Source organism: Actinomadura citrea (genome assembly GCF_013409045.1).
GTDB classification, from domain to species: domain Bacteria; phylum Actinomycetota; class Actinomycetes; order Streptosporangiales; family Streptosporangiaceae; genus Spirillospora; species Spirillospora citrea.
Map to the genome: position 1 here is coordinate 6,995,544 of NZ_JACCBT010000001.1, position 18,555 is coordinate 7,014,098.

Here is an 18,555-nt window from a genome sequence, read left to right on the forward strand (position 1 = left end):
GAAATTGTACACTGCAATGTCACTCATACTCTGGAGGTGTCTGTGAGACGACCGAGCAGGACACGCGCGGGCGCCGCGCTCGTCATGTGCGGCGGCGTGCTGGCGGCCGCGGCGCTGGCCGGGCCGCCGCCGGCGACCGCGGCGGCCGGGGACCCGCCACGCCTGGACTGGAAGTCCTGCGGCGACGCCGCGACCCCGGCGCTGCAGTGCGCGATGCTGGAGGTGCCGCTCGACCACGACCGGCCGGACGGGCGCACGGTCAAGATCGCGCTGAACCGGCTCCCCGCCACCGCGCCCCCGGGCGAGCGGCAGGGGCCGATGCTGCTCAACCCGGGCGGGCCCGGGATCAGCGGCCTGTGGATGGCGAGCTGGATCCCCTCCCGACTGCCGCCCGACGTCGCCGCCGCCTACGACTGGATCGGCTTCGACCTGCGCGGATCCCAGCACAGCGAGCCGCGCATGTCGTGCGACCCGCACTACTTCGACGGCCCGCGGCCCGACTTCCAGGTCGGCCAGGGCACCACGGGGGCGTGGCTGGAGAAGGCCGCCGGGTACGTCGCCAAGTGCACCGAGAAGCACTCCTGGCTACTGCCGCACCTGTCGACGGTCGACCATGTCGGGGACATGGAGTCGATCCGCCGCGCGCTCGGCGCCGAGAAGATCAACTTCTTCGGGTGGTCGTACGGCACCACGCTGGGCTCGACCTACGCCCAGCTGTACCCGCGGCACGTCCGCCGCTTCGTCCTGGACAGCATCGTCGGGCCGTCCGTCTCCTGGTACGACCACAACGTCCTCCAGGACCTGCAGCACGAGAAGCGGTTCAAGGCGTTCACCGCGTGGGTCGCCAAGGCCGACGGCGTCTACCACCTCGGTACCGACCCCGCCGAGGTCGAGGCCCGGTGGTACGCCATGCGCACCCGGCTGCGCGAGCACCCCGTGGGCCGGATCGGGCCCGACGAGTTCGACGACACGCAGGTCGCGGGCGGCTACGACGTCCTGCGTTGGCCCCGGCTCGCGACGGTCCTGTCCGCCTACACCAACTCGGGCGACAGCGCGCCTCTCGTCACCGCGTACGAACGCTACGCGGCGCCGGACCCGGCGGACGACTCCTTCGACCTCTACAACGCCGTGATGTGCAGCGACAGCAAGTGGCCGCGCGACTTCCGGTACTGGCGGAAGGACCAGGCGAAGGTCAACGAGAAGGCGCCCTTCTACACCTACAACAACATGTGGTTCAACGCGGGCTGCCTGACCTGGCCCGTCAAGGCGGGGAACCGCACCCGGATCACCGGCAGGGGGCTGCCGCCCATGCTGCTGTTCCAGGCGACGGACGACCCGGCGACACCGTACGAGGGCGGCCTCGCCATGGCGCGGGCCCTGCCGAGCGCACGGCTCGTCGTGGAGAGGGGTGGCGGCAGCCACGCCATCACGTTCGCGGGCAACACGTGCCTCGACGACCTCCTGGTCGACTATCTCCGCGGAGGGAAGGTGCCGTCGGACCGCGGCCTGGTCGACCGCACCTGCGCCAAGAACCCTGACCCGGCACCGGTCTGGGTCACGCCCGCCCCGGCCGCGGCCACGCGCGCGCAGGCGACCGCCCTACCGCGCCAGTTCGTGAGGTGACGTGGGGTACCGGCCGCCGTGCGGCGCTACTGTCCCTTTCGGTCAGCGCCCGCCGGCGGCCGGTGCCTCCATGAGAAGTCGGACGGGGCCGTAGAGGCCCGAGGCTCGTTGGCCATCGAAGACGAAATGCGTGGGGCTCACCTCGTCGAGGTAGGGCGCGAGGGTTCCGCAGACGAGGATCTCGATCTCGTTGTCACCCTCGCGCAGGGCCGCTCCGACGTCGAAACGGTACGGGGCGCAGATGCGGACCCCGGCGGGGGCACCGTTGACGGTGACCTCGGCGGTGCCGCGCACCCGTCCGAGATCGAGCGTCGCGGCGGCCGGGGGCGCCGAGAGGCGGCACGAGCGCCGGTAGCGGACGGCGCCGCTGTAGCCGGAGAGGCCCGCCTCCTCCCAGTCGCCCAGCTCGATCGTCCCGGGCCCCACGGTGAAGCGCACCGGCCCCGCGAGTGCCGCACCCGCCCGGTGACCGGGAAGGGTGCGGATCCGCAGCTCCGCCATCCGGCCGGGTGAAGACTCCGGGCCGGGCAGCGGCATCTCGGCGGCCGGTTTCAGAGGCTCGCCGTCCAGGGTCGCCTCCAGAAGTTCGCCTCGGACGTCCACGGCCATGCCTGTCGCACCGGGCGGGACGGCGAACCGCAGCCTCTCGACTCGCGGCACCGCGTCCGGCATCGCGAGCGTTGCCGGGAGGACGACGTCGGTGTCCGGGTCGTCCTCAAGCCAGGCGGCGCCGGGCATCGGATGGGGCCGCCGCCGCAGGTGCATCGACGCCGGGTCGCCGTACTGCCCGCGCCGCGCCGCGACGGGCACCGGGTGGCCGTCGCGCGCCGCGGTCCAGCCCGCGCCGGACACGACCGGTCCGTCCACGAGGACCGCGGGAGGCGGGCCGCCCTCGGTGAGGACCAGGGTCAGGCGGCCGCCCGTCACGCGGTAGCGGCCGACGCGCGGGACCTCCTGCTCGGCGTACGGGTCGAACCCTCCCTGGCGGCCGATCTCCTCGCCGTCGACGAGGACGCGGCAGGGCGCGGCCGAGGCCACCTGGAGCGCCGCGCCGGCGGCGGACGCCGGGAGGGGGACGCTGAGCGCGACCTCGGCCCCCGGCCGCGCGGGCCCCGCCGCAGTGATCCACTCCGGCCGCCGGTAGCGCCCGCGGTCGGTGACGACGGCGAGGTGGGCCCGCAGCCGCACGTCCTCGCCCGGGGCGAGCCGGACCTCGACGTCATGGTCACCGGCGGGGACGGGCGTCTCGGCGATCGCCAGGTGGCCTTGGTCGTCCAGGGGGACCGCGACGCCGTCCACGCGAAGCGTCTTGGCGGCGGCCGCGCCGACGGCCACGAAGCCGCCCTCGCCGGGCACGGTCAGGCGGGTCCGGAGCACGACCACGTCATCGGACCGGACGTCCCCGAAGTCGAGGAACTCCTCAGGGACGTGTCCTTTCGGCCCGAGGAAGGCGCGGTGCAGGGTGTCCTTGCGGATGCCGCGGGAGTCGGAGTAAACGAAGGGCCGCCACGTTCCCTCACTCTCCCTGGACCAGACACCGTGCGGGCCGAACGTCGCGTGCGCCTCGGACCACTCTGACTCCTCTTCCGTCCGGTGACTCATGGTCCAGCGCTCCAGCAGGACGTCGTGACCGGCGGGCCGGGCGAAATCGCCCCAGGCGTTGTCGAGGGTCGGAACCAGGTCCATCGTCCAGGAGGTGCCGAGGTCGAGAACGGTCTCCTGACCCGCCGGGACGGGGCCCGCTACGGCGATGTCCTCACCGCCGGGGAAGAGGAGCAGCGCAGCGGGCCCGTCGTCGAACGGGACGACGGTCTCGACGGACGTCCCGTCCACCGCGCGCGTCTCCAACCGGCGCGGCGGGCCCCCGAACGGGCTCGCGACGAACGCCGGGCCGCTCACGCCGCGGACCCGCACCCGCATGTCCCTCAGGTACCGATCGGGATCGAAGTCGTAGGTCACGTCGAGCCAGCCGAGGTCGGCCCCGCGCTCGTCGGGCCGTCCCACCGACACGCGGCTGGCCATCGACGGTGCGGCCGTCAGGAACACCAGCGTGGTGCCGTCGACCTCCCGGACGAGTGCGGGCACCGGCGCGTCCACCCGGCGGACGCCGGCGAGGGCGGCACCGAGAGCGCCGGTGTCCGGCACGACCTCCAGCACGGCGCGGAGCCCGGCCACCGCCTCGTCGGCGCCCGGGTCGCCGACCCCGCGGCGGGGCGGCGCGCCGACCGCGACGACACGGCCGCCGTGCTCGGCGAACGCGGTGAGCCTGCGCGCCGTCTCCCCTTCGAGCACCGTGCAGGACGGGAGAAGGACGACCCCGTACGACTCGTCCGCGACGTCCAGCCGTCCCTCGGTGACCGAGGCGCGCTGCACGGAGTCGTCGTCCACCACGTCGGCGTCGATTCCCAGCCGGTCGAGCACGCCGGGCACCATCCGGAACCACGCCATGTCGCCGACCAGGTCCCGGTAGGTCTCCTGGGCGAGCCCGGCGTCCGGGTCCACGCCGTCGAGCCGCGTCCCGGCCTGCGCGGTCGCCGTCGGGAACAGCACGGCCACCTCGCACACGTGCCGCCCCAGCGACAGGGCGGCGCAGAGCCTGGCGACGGCGTCGGCGAAGACGCGGTGGTGCCGCCAGTAGGGCTGGCGCCAGTCGGTGGACGGCGGCGCCCACTCCCACCAGCCCGCCTTGGTCGTGTAGTAGACGGCGTGCGGGTTGTAGAGGGTCGCCCCGGCACGAAGCCAGGGCAGCAACCAGTCGAAGGTCTCCTCCAGCGTCCCGCCCCAGCCGCTGGAGTGGAACGCCTCGATCCAGGTCCGGTCCCGCCCGTACAGGTGCGCGAGCGACGAGTGGACGCGGGCGTCGCCGTGGTGGTCGGACCCGGGGGCCCCGAACCAGCGGTGCGTGCGCGCGTAGTCGGCGTACAGCCGGACCCCGTCCACGGGGAGCCCGGCCCGCGCCGGATCCTGCTGGTCGCAGCCGTGCAGCAGGCCGTACCGCTCGTGCCAGTCGGCCAGCGGCCGGAAGAACGCCTCCTCGGCCAGTTCGGCGCGGGTGAGGTGGTAGTCGCGGCGGACCCGGAAGGCGTCCCCGCCTCCGCTCCCCCACAGCGTTCCGAGATGCGGCGTCAGGTCGTAGCCGCGGCGCCGCTCGAACTCCCCGGCGAACCCCTCCGACCAGGTCGGCAGCGACGGCAGTTCGTCCTGGAACGACCCGACGATCACCGTGCCGAGCCGGTGCCCCAGCCGCCGCGCGAACTCGCCGTGCACACGGTCCAGGAGCTCCGCGCACGCTTCGGCCGACAGGTAGTCGAAGCCGCGCACGTCCGCCGTCCCGTCCGGCCGCAGCCACCGCCCCGCGTAGTCCGGGACGTCCCGCACCAGGCGGGCCTGCAGGTCGGCGCCGGAGAACCCGAGCTGGTCGTAGAACCAGAGCGACACGCCCAGCTCGGCGGCGTCCTCGCAGACGGCGTCCAGCAGGTCCCACCACGCGGTGGAGAAGAACGGCGGATCGTCGGCGTCCGCGCCGAACATCGGGCCGGACGGCGCCAGGTTCAGGACGACCAGGTTGTGGACGCCGCCCTCGGCGAACCGTTCGAGCTGGTCGCGCAGCCGCCGCCGGTCGAGCCGCTCCCCGCTCCACCACCAGATGGGCGCGGGCGAGAACGCCCGCGGCGGCGCGTCCAGCACCTCCCGCAACCGCCCCGAGATCGCGGTCATCCCTGTCTCCGGTGGGGGAATGACCCCCCACACCCCCCGGTTCGCTTCGCTCATCTCTGCTCCCGTGGGGGGACGACCCCCCACACCCCCCGGTTCGCTCCGCTCATCCCTGCTCCCCGTGGGGGGACGACCCCCCACACCCCCCGGTTCGCTCCGCTCATCCCTTGAGCCCGCTCGCAAACCCCTTGATCACATACCGCTGCAGCACCAGGAAGATCACGATGATCGGGAGTGCGGCGAGGACCAGGCCGGCGAAGACCAGGCCGTAGTCCGAGACGTACTGGCCGACGAAGGCGAAGACCCGCACCGGGACCGTCTCGCGCGCCGATCCGCCCAGGTACAGCAGCGGGGTGAAGAAGTCGTTCCAGATGAACACGGCGTTGAGGATCAGCACCGTGCCGGTGATCGGTCGCAGCAAGGGGAACACGACCCGGGTGAAGGCCTGGAGATGGCCCGCGCCGTCGATCAGCGCCGCGTTGGCGTAGTCGCCCGGCAGCGCCCGGATGAACCCCGTGTACAAGAAGATCGTGAACGGCAGCTGGATGCCGGTGTAGAAGATGATCATGCCCTGGTAGGTGCCGAGCAGGCCCGCCGCGTCGGCGAGCTTGAACAGCGGGATCATGCCGAGCTGGAACGGCAGCACGATGCCGAGCAGGAACAGCACGTACAGCGTGTAGCCGAGCCGCGAGGCGCAGCGGGCGAGGAAGTAGGCCGCGAACGCCCCGATCGCGATGAGCGCCACCAGGCTCACCACCGTGATCACCGTGCTGTTCAGCAGCGCCGAGCCCAGCGACGCCCGCGACCAGGCGTCGGAGTAGTTGCCGAGCGTCGGCGACGACGGCGGGGACAGCGGCGCCGAGGCGATCTGCTGCTTGTCCTTCAGCGACAGCGTGACGAGCGCGTACACCGGGAACAGGAACGCCAGGGCGACCGCGATCATCACGACCTCCAGGGCGAACGTGCGCAGTCCGTAGCGCAGGCTCATGCCACCTCCCGACCGCGCAGGTACCGGATCTGGATCAGCGAGACCGCGGCGACGAACAGCGCCAGCACCAGCGCGATCGCCGTGCTGTAGCCGTAGTTGCCGAAGACGAACGCCTGCTTGTACAGGACGGTCGAGAGCGTCTCGCTGGCGTGGCCGGGCCCGCCGCTCGTGGCCGCGTACACCTGGTCGAACAGCTTGAGCCCGCCGATGGTGGACAGCATGACGTTGATCGTGACGGCGGGCGCGAGCAGCGGCCACGTCACGCTGCGGAACCGCTGGAACCGGCCGGCGCCGTCGATCATCGCGGCCTCGTGCAGCTCCACGGGCACCCCCTCCAGCCCCGCCAGGAAGATGACCATCGAGTAGCCGGAGAACTGCCAGATCACCATCCCGGCCACCGACCACAGCGCCAGCGAGGGGTCGCCGAGCCAGTCCTGGCGCAGGGAGCCGAGGCCCACCGCGCCGAGGATCCCGTTGAGCCCCGCGTCCGGCGCCGGGTTGTAGACGTACTTCCACAGGAACGCCACCATCACGGGGCTGACGACGGCGGGCGCGAAGAAGACGACCCGCAGCACCGCGCGCGACCTGATGCGCGTGTGCACGCCCAGCGCGAGCAGCAGTCCGATGCCGTTCTGGACGACCACGATCGCGACCGTCAGCAGCAGCGTGTTGACCAGCGACCCTCGTGCGGCGTCGTCCCGCAGCAGGCGGTCGAAGTTGTCGACGCCGACGAACGACCGGTCGCCGATGCCGTTCCAGTCGGTGAAGGCGTAGACGATTCCGCTGGCGCTCGGGTACAGGACGATCAGCGCGTACACCAGCAGGGCGGGCGCCGCGAACCACCACGGCGGGGCCAGGAATCGGCTCCGGCGGCGGCGGGGCGGCGCCGGGAGGCGCGCCGCCCTCTCGGGGGGTCCCGCGGCACCGGCCGCCGAGGCGGCCGGTGCCGGACGTGCGGTCGGGGACACGGGCTACTTCTTCCGGTAGGTCTCGTCCAGCTTCGCCAGGCCCTCGGCGATGGTGGTCTTGCCCGCGAGCAGCTCCTGCACCATGGCGAAGTGGGCGGGCTGAATCTCGGCGTTCGGCCACGCCTGGTCCATGAACGGGTCGGCCTTGTCGCCGTCCAGGTACGGCAGGAACGGCTCCAGCACCGGGTCGATCTTGGAGGAGGAGTCGCGGACGAGCGGGACGCAGGCGACGGCCTCGGCCCAGCGGTTGATGTTCTGCTGCTCGCCGAGGAACGCGACGAACTTCTCGGCGGCGTCCTTGTTCTTGCTGCGGGCGCTGACACCGAGCCCGACGACGACCCCGGCGGGGATCCGCACCTGCGCCGCGTCGTCCGCGCCCGGCACCGGGAACATCGACAGGTCGGCGGCGTTCGCGGCGGCCTTGCGGAAGTCGGGCAGGACGGCCGAGACCTGGATCGCCATGGCGGCCTTGCCGGTGGCGACCATGGACGTCTGCTGCTCGAAGGTCGTGCCGTTGGGGTTGTCGTTGAAGTACCCGCGCTTCTGCAGGTCCAGGTACATCTCGAGGGCCTGCACCCAGCCGGACTGGGCGAAGGACGTCGACCCCGCCTGCATCTGGCTGTCGAACTGCGGGTTCTTGGCGTACACGGTGGACGGCACCAGCGCGTAGGTGATCAGCTGCGTGACCCACGGGGTCTGCGCGCCGAGCGCGATCGGGACCGTGCCCTTCTTCTTGAGCTTCTCGCAGACGTCGAGGAACTCGCTCCAGGTCTTCGGCGGCTCGACCCCGGCCTTGTCGAAGACCTTCGTGTTGTAGATCGCGCCGATGACGCTCGACCCGGCCGAGTAGAGGAAGGTCTTGCCGTCCTTCTGGAACGCCGGCTTCAGGCTCGCCGGGATCTTCTTCGTCCACGCCTGGCCGCTCAGGTCGGCGAGCAGCCCGGCCTGCGCGATCTGCGCCATGCTCATCGCGCTGCCGTTGCCCGGGAAGACCACGTGCAGGTCGGGGGCGTTGCCCGCGCCGAGCTGGGTGCGCACCGACGTCTGCACCTGGTCGGTGGGCGCGAACGAGGTGCTGAACTTCGCCCCGGTGTAGTCCTTGGTGAGCAGGTCGAGCGCCTTCTGCTGGTCGGCGACGCCCACCAGGCGCAGGGTCCCCGAGCCGCCGGACGACCCCCCGCAGGCGGCCAGGCCGGCGGGCAGCGCGGCCGCGGCGGCGACTCCCCCGGACCACCGCAGGAATCCGCGGCGGCTGAGGGCCGCCCTCTGGAACGACGATGTCATCTTTCCTCCTCGCGTTCGCGGCGCGGACCGCCGGGGTGGCGGCGGTCCCGGCCGCGGCCGTCCCGCAGGGGGACGGACGTCATTGAAGGGCCGCCGTGAAGCGGTACTCCCCCGAGCCGGTCCGGCAGCGGAGCTCCCGCCGCGCCGTTCCGGCGATCGAGACCCCGGGGGCGTCCGCCACCGGGATCCCGCTCTCGCGCACCCCGCCCGGGTCGTCGGTGGGGATGTGGACGGTGGCGGTCGCGCCCGGCGGTACCGCCACCCGCAGTTCGAACACGCCGTCGCGGCGGGTCCAGGCGGTGGAGACGAGCCCGCGCACCGACGTGTAGCGGGCGCTCGCCGCGGTCAGCCCGCCGGGACGCGGCCGCACCAGCAGCTCGCGGTAGCCGGCCGAGCCGGGCGCCTGGTCGAGGCCGGCGACGCCCCGGTAGAGCCATTCGCCGACCGAGCCGAGCGCGTAGTGGTTGAAGGAGTTCATCGCCGCGGCCTGGAAGCCGCGTTCGGTGGTGTAGCCGTCCCAGCGCTCCCAGACGGTGGTCGCGCCGTGGCGCAGCGGGTACAGCCAGGACGGCGGGTCGGTGCGGCGCAGCAGGGCGTGCGCGAGATCGGCGCGGCCGTGCGCGTCGAGGACAGGCGCGATCAGCCCGACGCCGAGGAACCCCGTGGTGAGGCCCGGACCGGCCTCCTCGACCAGTGCGGCGAGGCGCCGCACGGCGTTCGGGACCAGCTCGTCCGGGAGCAGCTCGAACGCCAGGGCCAGCAGGTAGGCGGTCTGGGTGTCGCCGTGGACCCGCCCGTCCGGCGACACGAAACGCTCGGCGAACGTCGTGCGGACGTCGGCGGCGAGCGCGCCGTACCGGGCCGCGGGCTCGTCCGCGCCGAGGATCTCGGCGGCGCGCGCCGTCAGCGCGGCGCTGCGGGCGAAGTAGGCGGTGGCGAGGACGTCGCGCGGGGTGGGGGCGGGCGCGAGCCAGTCGGCGAAGTGCGGGCCCGTGCGGTGGGTCCACACCAGATCGGGGTTGTTCCGGTGGACGTGGTCGACCCAGGCGCACATGGCGTCGAGGTTGCGCTCCAGGAAGCGCTCGTCCCCGTACACCCGGTAGAGATGCCAGGGAACGAGGACGCCCGCGTCGCCCCAGCCCGGGGCGCCCTCGTCGGCCACTCCCGCGATCTTCGGCGCCACGTTGCCGAACGCTCCGTCCGGCGACTGCGCGCCGCGCACCTCGCGCAGCCAGCCGTCGAAGAACGCGGCGACGTCGGCGTTGAGGCAGGCGGTGGGCAGGAAGACCTGCGCGTCGGCCAGCCAGCCGAGCCGCTCGTCGCGCTGCGGGCAGTCGGTCGGGACGCTGACGAAGTTGGAGCGCTGCCCCCAGGAGATCGCCTGGTGGAGGCGGTCGACCTCCGGGTCGGAGCAGGTGAACTCCCCCGCCCAGGGCGTGTCGCTGTGCAGCACCACGCCGGTGATGTCGGCCGCGGCGAGCGCGCCCAGGCCGGTCACCTCGGCGTACCGGAAGCCGTGGTAGGTGAAGCGCGGCTCGAAGACGGTCTCGGCGTCCTCCCCCGCGATCAGCACGTCCGTCGCGTCGGCGGTGCGCAGGTTGGCGGTGTAGAGCGCGCCCGCCTCGTCCAGGGCCTCGCCGTGCCTGACGACCACCCGGTCGCCGGACGCCAGCCCGCGCGCGGTGAGCCGGACGCGTCCGGCGAAGTTCTGCCCGAAGTCGACCAGGAACCGGTCCCCGGCGATCCGGGTGACCGACCGCGCCGGCAGCTCCCGGACGGCGCGGACCGGCGGCGCGACCGAGGCCGTGAGCCGGCTCCGGTCGGCGGCGGCGACCCGGGCGGGCCGCCATCCCGCGCCGTCGCGGTCACCGGACGGCAGGTCCCAGCCCGGGGTCTCGCGGCGCAGGTCGTGGCACTCCCCCATCAGCAGGTCGGCGTACCGGACGGGCGACCGCGCGCTCTGCCAGTCGCCGCCGGTCGCGACGACGTCGGTGGAGCCGTCGGCGTGCACGAGGTGCAGCTCGGCCAGCAGTTGCGGGAACGTTCCGTAGTGCGCGCCCGAGCGGCGCTCGTCGAACCCGACGAACCCGCTCCACCAGCCGTCCGCGACCGTGGCGGCCAGCATGTTCGCGCCCGTCCGCAGCATGCCGGTCACGTCGTGGACCTGGTAGTCGACACGGTCGCGGTAGTCCGTCCAGCCGGGGGCGAGCTCGGCGTCCCCGACCCGCGCGCCGTTGAGGCGCATCTCGTACAGGCCGCGGGCGGTGACGTAGAGGCGCGCGGCGACCGGCGCGGCGGCCGCCTCGAACGCCTTCCGCAGCCGGACGGCCGGCCGGAGGCCGTGGTCGGCGAGGGCGAGCTCGCCTTCCTCGGGCGCGTCCACCACGTCCTGGACGGACGGGTCGTGCGTGATCCAGGCGGCCGACCACGCGGACGGGCTCAGCATCCCGGTCTCGAACCAGGACTCCTCCCGCGACGAAGCGCCGGTCGCGTCGGTGACCTCGACCGTCCAGCGGTACCGGGTGCGGGGCCGCAGCGCGGGCCCGCGGTAGCGGACGGAGACGGCGGACGGCTCGGCCACGGCGCCGGTGTCCCAGAGCTGGGCGCCGTCCTCGGCGCGGACCCGGACCCGGAAACCGGTGGAGGCGTCCCCGCGCCGGCCGGAGGCCAGCCGCCACGACAGCAGCGGCGCCGGCTCGTCGACCCCGAGCGGCTCCACCCGGTGGTCGCAGCGCAGCCCGTACGGCGCGAGCCCTCGGCCCAGGGAACCCGTCACTCACCCGCTCCGATCGCAATCCCAACAAAGTTGGCTGTGAAGTTAACGTGAAAAATGTGAGCTTGAGAGTAGGAGGGCGCTGATCAGGGTGTCAAGGTTCACGATGCGGTCGCTTTCGGCAGCGCCCGCCGGTGAGGGGACGCCGTCACCGGCGTGATCAGGTGGCGCCTCGCGGGCGCCCCGACCGGTGGAACCGACCGTCAGGCCGTCGCCAGCTCGTAGGCCACCTTGTGCTCGTCGAGCCCGCGCAGCGCGTCGGCCGCGGCACCGTCGTCGACGATGACGCGGTCGAACGCCGACAGCGGCGCCACCCGGTGCAGGGCCACCCGGCTGAGCTTGGAATGGTCGATCATCAGCACGCTGCGGGCCGCCGCGCCGAGCATGGCGCGCTTCACCGACACGATGCGCTGCTCCTGGTGGTAGGCGAACCCGCCGGACACCGCGGAGGTCGAGACGAAGCACAGGTCCACGTTGAGCGACTCGATCGCGTCCACGCACGAGACCCCGAGGAACGAGTCGTGCAGCGGGTCGTAGTCGCCGCCGAGCGCCATCAGCCGGATGTCGCGCTCGGCGGACAGCAGGTTGACGGCCTGCAGGAAGTTGGTGACGACCGTCAGCGGGGCGACGCCGGCGAGCCGGCGGGCCAGCGCCAGCGCCGTGGTGGAGTCGTCCAGCATGACCGCCATGCCCGGCTCGACCAGCTCGACGGCCCTGGCGGCGATGGCGTCCTTGGCGGGCCGCATGGACTTCATCCGGTAGGCGACGTTGCTCTCGAACACTCCGGACGGCTGCGCGGTCACCCCGCCGCGGTGCTTGCGGACGACGCCCTGGCGTTCGAGTTCGTCGAGGTCGCGGTGGATCGTCATGAGGCTGACGCCGAACCGCTCGGCGAGCCCGGCGGCCGAGACCGAACCGGCGGACAGGACGATGTCGGCGATGTCCTGCCGGCGTCGCTCCGGTCCGCCCGTGCCCTGCTCGACCATCACGGAACCTCCCGTGGCCGGCGCGCGCGACGGGCTGTCGGCGGAGGCCGGGCGCCACACAAGGTAACACGTTCGGATGGTTTGTTAACACACTGGTCAGCCGGGTTGACGCGGGCCGTCGGATCGCCGCACCGGGCGCGGCTCCCGTGCCCGTCGGCGCAGCGCCGCGGTCGGCGCGGCCGCCGCGCACGCGGAGCCTTCCGGGTCTTTGTTTACTGCAAATACCATACGAAACGACATACGGCCTAATTGGTGAATATCTTGCCGCGAGGTGATCACAGGAGAAAGGATGGACCATCTGTCACTTACCTCATCTCCGAATGGGACAGAATGACGACAAGCCCCCTGCCCCCCTTCCCCGCCGCGAACGAGAACCCGCTCGACACCTGCCGGCGGCTGCGGGAGATCGCCCCCGTGGTCGAGGTGGAGTTCCCCGGCGGCGTCCCCGCCTACCTGGCGCTGACCCACGACGCCGTCCGGGAGATCCTCGCCGGGGACAACCGGACCTTTCTGCGCGACCCGCGGCACTGGCCCGCCCTGCACGACGGGTCGATCCCCGAGGACTGGCCGCTGCGCGCCATCGTCGAGGGGGGTCACCTGTCCACCAAGGACGGGGCGGACCACCGCCGGCTGCGCGGTCTGATCGGCAAGGCGTTCACGCCCTCGCGGGTGCAGGCGCTGGAGCCGCGCGTCCGTCAGATCGTGGAGGGCCTGCTCGACGACGTCGTGTCCGCGGGCGAGGTCGTCGACCTGGTCCCCGCCTTCACCGAGGCGCTGCCGATGTGGGTGATCTGCGAGCTGTTCGGCGTCCCCGCCGAGGACCGCCCCCGGATGCGCGAGTGGACCGCGACGCTGCTCGCGCACACCACCCCGCCCGACGTGGCGTTCGCGACGCAGAACACGCTCCAGGCCTACCTGCACGAACTGGCGGAGAGCAAGCAGAGGGCACCCGGCGACGACCTCACCTCCGGCCTGGTCCAGGCCCGCGACGAGGGTGACCGGCTCACCACCGACGAACTGGTCGGCGTGCTGTGGCTGATGCTCGTCGCCGGTCACGAGACCACGGTCCACCTGCTCGGGCACGCCGTGGTGGCGCTGTCCCAGAACCCCGACCAGCTCGAACTGGCCAAGGCCGAGGACCGGTGGGCCGACGTGGTCGAGGAGACCCTGCGCTACCGCCACTCGGTGATGATGACGAGCTGGCGCTTCACCGCGGAAGAGGTGACCATCGCCGGGGTGCGCGTCCCCAGGGGACAGGCCGTCGGCGTGGCCTTCCAGGCGAGCGGCCTCGACCCGGCGGAGCACGGCGAGGACGCGGACCGCTTCGACATCACGCGGGAGCGGAACGGGCGCCTCGGCTTCGGCCACGGCCCCCGGTACTGCATCGGCGCCTCGCTGGCCCGCCTGGAGGGCCGGCTGGCACTCGCCGCGCTGTACCGGCGGCTGCCGGACCTCGCCCTCGCCGCCGACCCGGACGACATCCCCTACTCGCCCTCGTTCTTCACGGTGGGCCCGCTCAGCCTGCCGGTCGCGCTCGGCCCCGTCAGGCCCTGACGCCCCCGGCCCGGTCCGGCGGCCTGGGCCGCCGGACCGGGCCGCCGCGGGCCCGGCCGCGGGAAACCGCGCGCGGCGGGCGCACCCGCCCCGCGACCGGAAAGATCGGCCATTTCTTGTGATCACCTGTGCGCCCGCACGTTTTGGTGCATCATTGTCACGCCTTATACCGATATGACCGCCGTGCAACAGGTCGAAAAGTCCTGCGCGCCAGTCACCGACGCTCACAGGGACACGAGGGATGGCAACAGGAGCGGATCGAGCACGCACCGAGCGCGCCGCGCTGGAACGCGCCTTCTGGGTCTGGCTGATCGCGGCGATCGTCACCGGCGGCGCCTGGCTCGGGGCGCTGCTGGCCGTGGACGACGGGTCGCGGGCCATCGTCGCCCTGGGCGGCGGCGCGGGAGCGCTCCTGGTGAGCCTCACCGCAGGGGCCGCGGCCTACTACGCCGAGTGCGCGCGGGGCGCCCGCGAGCGGCTGGCCCGGGTCGAGGGCGAGAGCGACCTCCTGGAGCGCAGGCTCCAGGAGCTCGTCGACGGACCGCTCCCGGCACTGATCGAACGGCTGCACGCCGGGGCCGCGCAGGACGAGACCCTGGCCGAGCTGCAGGCCGTCCCGAACCACCTGCTGGGCCGCCTGGTGCGCATGGTGGCGGAGGGCGTCGCCGCGAGCGAGCGGCACGCGTCCCGGGCCGAGACCGAGCTGGCCGCCCTGGAGGAGGAGGTCGACCGGCTGGCCGACTCGACGCTGCCCGCCATGGTCGAGCGGATCCGCGGCGACCGCGCCTCGGCCGCGTCCGTGCTGGCCGAGTTCCCGGCACCCGCGCACGCGGCGCTCGACCGGCTCCTTCGCGCGCTCACCGACGACGTGGCCGCCGGGGAGCGCACCCGGGCGGCCGCCATGGCGGCCTCCGCGGCCGCGGCGGCTCGGATCCAGGCGCAGACGACCCGCATGCTCGCCCAGCTCCGTGAGCTGGAGGACCGCTACAGCGAGGACGAGGTCTTCGGCGACCTGCTCGACCTCGACCACCACGTCTCCCAGATGGGGCGCCTGGCCGACAGCATCGCGCTGCTCAGCGGCGGTCGCTCGGGGCGGCGCTGGACCAGGCCCATCGGGCTGGAGAGCGTCATCCGCGGCGCCATGGGGCGGATCGCGTCCTACCAGCGCGTCCAGTACCACTCGACCAGCACCGCCGCCATCGCCGGGTTCGCCGCCGAGGGCGTCATGCACGCGCTGGCCGAGCTGATGGACAACGCGGCCAACTTCTCCCCGCACGGCTCGGCCGTGCACGTCTACGCCGAGGAGGAGGACGCCGGGATCGTCATCACGGTCGAGGACAGCGGGCTCGGGATGCGCCAGCGCGAGCGGGAGCGCGCCGAGCGGCTGGTCTCCGAGGCCGCCGACCTGACGTCGCTGCCCGGCACCCGGCTGGGCCTGGCGGTGGTCGGGCGGCTGGCGGGCAAGCACGGCCTGCGGGTCAGCTTCCGGCCGTCCTCGCGCGGCGGCGTCGGCGTCGTCGTGCTGATCCCGCGCCAGCTCGTCACCCACTCCTCCGGCGGGGCCGGCACGGGGACCCTGGCGGAGTCCATCCGCAGTGCGCCCAGGAGCACCGGCGCCCACACCCGCGAGCCCGCCCGCGAGCCCGCCCCGGCCATGGCCGCGGCGGCGCCCGGCGCGGACGCCTCCGACCCGGCGGCGTACCTGCCCAAACGCCGCCGCGGCGCCACGCTCACCGAGGAGGTGGAGCCGCAGGCGGCCCCGCCTCCCCTCCCCCGCGACCCGGGGGCGCGGTTCGCCGCGTTCCGCGCGTCCACATCGGGGAGCCACCGAACGACCGGCGGCGCCGAGACCGGCGCCGACCAGGAAGACCCGTCCACCGAAGACCCCGATCAGTAGCGCTCATGGCCCGGCGCCCGTCCCGCGGACGGCCGCCGGCCGACCGGTCCCGGCGGCCTCGTCCGGACCGCAGGATCGACAGATAGGAGGCAGGGGCCCGCGTCTGCGGCGGACGCAGCCCCGTGATCTTGATGAGCACCGATGAGCGTCGACTCGACTGGCTTCTGACGTCCCTCGCGGAACGGGCCCCCGGCGTCCAGCACGTCCTGGTGCTGTCCAGGGACGGTCTGAAGATCTGCCACACCCCCGGGCTGGACGACGACCGGGCCGACCAGCTCGCGGCCATCGCCTCGGGCATCCAGAGCCTGTCCATGACGGCCTCCCACGAGTTCGGCCGGGGCGTCGGCGCCGGCCAGTCGATGGTGGAGTTCCCGGGCGGGCTGCTGCTGATCATCCCGGCCGGGGAGGGCGCGCACCTGGCCGTCGTGGCCCGCGATGACGCCGACGTCGGCCTGGTCGGGCACAGCATGAACGAGCTGGTGGAGCAGATCGGCGGCTACCTGACCGCGGCTCCGCGCACGCCCGCGTCGAGATGAACCCCCGCCCCCTCGATCTCGACGGTCCGGACCGGCTCTACACCGTGACCGGTGGCCGCAGCCGGGCCGGCGACACCGACCTCGACCTCGTCACGCTGGTCGTGGCGGAGAACGACCCGGCGCCGGGCATGCAGTCCGAGCACGTCGCGATCCTGCAGTTGTGCCGGAACGAGCCGGTGGCGGTGGTCGAGCTGTCCTCCCATCTGCGGCTGCCGGTGAGCGTGGTGAAGATCCTTCTGCTCGACCTGCGCGACACCGGCCACATCACCGTCCGCCATCCGACGTCGGCCACCGCGACGACCCACCTGGCCGACCTGGACACCCTGAAGGAGGTGCTCGTTGGACTCAAAGCCCTCTGACCGCGCACCGGACCCCGCGACCGCGCCCGCAGGCGGCGTGCCACTGCGCCGCAGCGTCCGGGACGCGCTGAAGATCGTGATCGTGGGCGGGTTCGGCGTCGGGAAGACCACCATGGTCGGCTCGATCTCCGAGATCCGCCCGCTGAGCACCGAGGAGATCATGACGAAGGCCGGCGTCGGCATCGACGACCCGAGCCGCGTCGCCGACAAGCGGACCACCACGGTCGCCTTCGACTTCGGCCGGATCTCCCTGGACGCCCACCGCGTGCTCTACCTGTTCGGCGCCCCGGGCCAGCAGCGGTTCTGGTTCATCTGGGACCAGCTGTTCTCCGGCAGCCTGGGCGCGGTGGTCCTGGTGGACACGCGCCGCCTGGAAGAGTCCTTCTACCCGCTCGACCGGCTGGAGCACCACAAGATGCCGTTCGTGGTGGCGGTCAACCGCTTCGAGGGCCCCGAGCCGCGGCCCTCGCTGGAAAGGGTCCGCGACGCGCTGTCCCTTTCCGAGGGCGTCCCCCTGGTCGACTGCGACGCCCGGCAGCGCGACTCCTCCAAGAGCGTGCTGATCACGCTCGTCCGGCACCTCACCACCCTCCACGACCCCGCCGCGCTCCAGGAGGCCGCGCAGTGACCGACGAGAGCGTCCGGCCCCACGCCGACGAGAACGCCGTCCGCCTGTACGGGGAGGACTTCGACCAGCGGCCGAAGGACTTCTTCGAACGGATGCGGCGCGAGCACGGCCCCGTCGTGCCCGTCCTGCTCGAAGGCGACATCCCCGCCTGGTACGTGATCGGGTACCGGGAGGTCAACCACGTCACCGGCAACCCCGCGTTGTTCGCCCGCGACACCCGCCGCTGGAACGCCTGGGACCTGGTCCCCGAGAACTGGTCGCTGCTGCCGTTCGTCGGCTGGAACCCCTCGGTGATGCTCGCCGAGGGCGAGGAGCACCACCGGCGCAGCGCGGCGATCAGCGACGCGCTGGACGCCGTCGACCGCACCGAGCTGGCGGGCATCAGCGAGCGCGTCGCCGACCACCTGATCGACGAGTTCGCCGGGGACGGCGAGGCCGACCTCGGCAGCCGGTTCGCCGACCGGCTCCCGCCGATGGTGATGGTCGGGCTCTTCGGCGTCCCCGACGCCGAGGTCCCGGACATGATCCGCGACATCCAGGACGTGGCGGGCTCCGACGAGAAGGCCGTCGCGGCCTACCAGCGGCTCCAGGGGACCATGCGCCGGCTGGCCGAGACCCGCAGGGCGCACCCCGGCGCGGACGTCACCTCCCGCCTGCTCCAGCACCCCGCCGGCTACACCGTCGACGAGCTGATCAGCGACCTGATCCCCATGCTCAGCGCCGGGACCCTGCCGACCGGCCACTGGATCGGCAACACGCTGCGGCTGATGCTGGTGGACGAGCAGTTCGCCGTGACGCTCCAGGGCGGCCGCGGCAGCGTCTCCCAGGCGCTCAACCAGGTGCTGTGGGAGGACACGCCGTCCCAGAACAACATCGGCCGCTTCGCCGTCCGCTCCTGCGAGCTGGCCGGCCGCAAGATCCGTCCGGGTGACATGCTGATCCTCGGCTGGGCCGCGGCGAACGCCGACCCCCAGGTCCAGCCGCCCGCGCAGGGCGCCGGCGCGGGCAACCGCGCCCACCTGTCGTTCGGCCACGGCGACCACGGCTGCCCCTACCCCGCCCCGGAACTCGCCGAGGTCGTCGCCAGGACCGCGGTCGAGGTCCTGCTCGACCGCCTGCCCGACATCGAGCTCGCCGTGAAACCGGACGAACTCCTCTGGCTCCCGTCGTTCTGGGTCCGCCGCCTGGCCGCCCTCCCCGTCAGGTTCACCCCGGCGATGGCGCCCCACTGACAAGGGCTCGTCA

General features: G+C 73.1%; 13 protein-coding genes. 7 read left to right on the top strand and 6 right to left on the bottom strand.

Translation table 11 applies throughout. From position 1 onward, the window contains the following. Positions 1 to 36: 36 nt before the first annotated feature. Positions 37 to 1,623, top strand: coding sequence for an alpha/beta hydrolase (locus BJ999_RS32045; RefSeq protein WP_218935320.1), 1,587 nt, complete (start codon positions 37 to 39; stop codon positions 1,621 to 1,623). Between the two features lie 42 nt (positions 1,624 to 1,665). Here the strand turns inward: BJ999_RS32045 and BJ999_RS32050 are convergent, their stop codons facing one another. From BJ999_RS32050 to BJ999_RS32075, 6 genes are all read right to left on the bottom strand, one after another. Then, the gene (locus tag BJ999_RS32050) at positions 1,666 to 5,340 is read right to left on the bottom strand and encodes a glycosyl hydrolase (RefSeq protein ID WP_179836721.1); all 3,675 of its coding nucleotides are present in this window, start codon (positions 5,338 to 5,340) and stop codon (positions 1,666 to 1,668) included. 157 nt (positions 5,341 to 5,497) lie between these two features. Then, entirely contained in the window at positions 5,498 to 6,325 is an 828-nt protein-coding gene (locus tag BJ999_RS32055) for a carbohydrate ABC transporter permease (RefSeq protein WP_179836722.1), read from the bottom strand. Continuing rightward, the gene (locus BJ999_RS32060; protein ID WP_179836723.1) at positions 6,322 to 7,293 is read right to left on the bottom strand and encodes a carbohydrate ABC transporter permease; all 972 of its coding nucleotides are present in this window, start codon (positions 7,291 to 7,293) and stop codon (positions 6,322 to 6,324) included. The genes BJ999_RS32055 and BJ999_RS32060 overlap by 4 nt, the downstream gene beginning before the upstream one ends. Before the next feature lie 3 nt (positions 7,294 to 7,296). Beyond that, positions 7,297 to 8,577: an ABC transporter substrate-binding protein gene (locus BJ999_RS32065; protein WP_179836724.1), complete on the bottom strand. Its 1,281-nt coding sequence runs from the start codon at positions 8,575 to 8,577 to the stop codon at positions 7,297 to 7,299. Between the two features lie 79 nt (positions 8,578 to 8,656). Next, positions 8,657 to 11,353: an alpha-L-rhamnosidase gene (locus BJ999_RS32070; protein WP_179836725.1), complete on the bottom strand. Its 2,697-nt coding sequence runs from the start codon at positions 11,351 to 11,353 to the stop codon at positions 8,657 to 8,659. 200 nt (positions 11,354 to 11,553) lie between these two features. Then, on the bottom strand, positions 11,554 to 12,336 hold the full coding sequence (locus BJ999_RS32075) for a DeoR/GlpR family DNA-binding transcription regulator (RefSeq protein WP_179838955.1): 783 nt from the start codon (positions 12,334 to 12,336) through the stop codon (positions 11,554 to 11,556). 330 nt (positions 12,337 to 12,666) lie between these two features. Here BJ999_RS32075 and BJ999_RS32080 point away from each other — a divergent pair, with 330 nt between their 5' ends. The 6 genes from BJ999_RS32080 to BJ999_RS32105 all read left to right on the top strand — a co-directional run bounded on the left by BJ999_RS32080 (position 12,667) and on the right by BJ999_RS32105 (position 18,542). Beyond that, positions 12,667 to 13,890 (top strand): cytochrome P450 family protein, encoded by a 1,224-nt coding sequence (locus tag BJ999_RS32080; RefSeq protein WP_179836726.1) that lies wholly within the window; start codon positions 12,667 to 12,669, stop codon positions 13,888 to 13,890. 241 nt (positions 13,891 to 14,131) lie between these two features. Continuing rightward, positions 14,132 to 15,787, top strand: a complete 1,656-nt coding sequence (locus tag BJ999_RS32085) for a sensor histidine kinase (RefSeq protein WP_229810338.1) — start codon at positions 14,132 to 14,134, stop codon at positions 15,785 to 15,787. Between the two features lie 131 nt (positions 15,788 to 15,918). Continuing rightward, the gene (locus tag BJ999_RS32090; protein WP_179836727.1) at positions 15,919 to 16,323 is read left to right on the top strand and encodes a roadblock/LC7 domain-containing protein; all 405 of its coding nucleotides are present in this window, start codon (positions 15,919 to 15,921) and stop codon (positions 16,321 to 16,323) included. Further along, positions 16,320 to 16,682 (top strand): DUF742 domain-containing protein, encoded by a 363-nt coding sequence (locus BJ999_RS32095; RefSeq protein ID WP_179836728.1) that lies wholly within the window; start codon positions 16,320 to 16,322, stop codon positions 16,680 to 16,682. Before BJ999_RS32090 ends, BJ999_RS32095 begins: the two co-directional genes overlap by 4 nt. Beyond that, on the top strand, positions 16,663 to 17,310 hold the full coding sequence (locus BJ999_RS32100; RefSeq protein WP_218935321.1) for a GTP-binding protein: 648 nt from the start codon (positions 16,663 to 16,665) through the stop codon (positions 17,308 to 17,310). Before BJ999_RS32095 ends, BJ999_RS32100 begins: the two co-directional genes overlap by 20 nt. Next, on the top strand, positions 17,307 to 18,542 hold the full coding sequence (locus BJ999_RS32105; protein ID WP_179836729.1) for a cytochrome P450: 1,236 nt from the start codon (positions 17,307 to 17,309) through the stop codon (positions 18,540 to 18,542). Before BJ999_RS32100 ends, BJ999_RS32105 begins: the two co-directional genes overlap by 4 nt. Positions 18,543 to 18,555: the final 13 nt, after the last annotated feature.

Bases quoted from the DNA above. Each gene is read 5' to 3' on its own strand.
- BJ999_RS32085 (WP_229810338.1), top strand. From the start codon at position 14,132: ATGGCAACAGGAGCGGATCGAGCACGCACCGAGCGCGCCGCGCTGGAA.
- BJ999_RS32090 (WP_179836727.1), top strand. From the start codon at position 15,919: ATGAGCACCGATGAGCGTCGACTCGACTGGCTTCTGACGTCCCTCGCG.
- BJ999_RS32075 (WP_179838955.1), bottom strand. From the start codon at position 12,336: ATGGTCGAGCAGGGCACGGGCGGACCGGAGCGACGCCGGCAGGACATC.
- BJ999_RS32065 (WP_179836724.1), bottom strand. From the start codon at position 8,577: ATGACATCGTCGTTCCAGAGGGCGGCCCTCAGCCGCCGCGGATTCCTG.
- BJ999_RS32050 (WP_179836721.1), bottom strand. From the start codon at position 5,340: ATGACCGCGATCTCGGGGCGGTTGCGGGAGGTGCTGGACGCGCCGCCG.
- BJ999_RS32095 (WP_179836728.1), top strand. From the start codon at position 16,320: ATGAACCCCCGCCCCCTCGATCTCGACGGTCCGGACCGGCTCTACACC.
- BJ999_RS32055 (WP_179836722.1), bottom strand. From the start codon at position 6,325: ATGAGCCTGCGCTACGGACTGCGCACGTTCGCCCTGGAGGTCGTGATG.
- BJ999_RS32080 (WP_179836726.1), top strand. From the start codon at position 12,667: ATGACGACAAGCCCCCTGCCCCCCTTCCCCGCCGCGAACGAGAACCCG.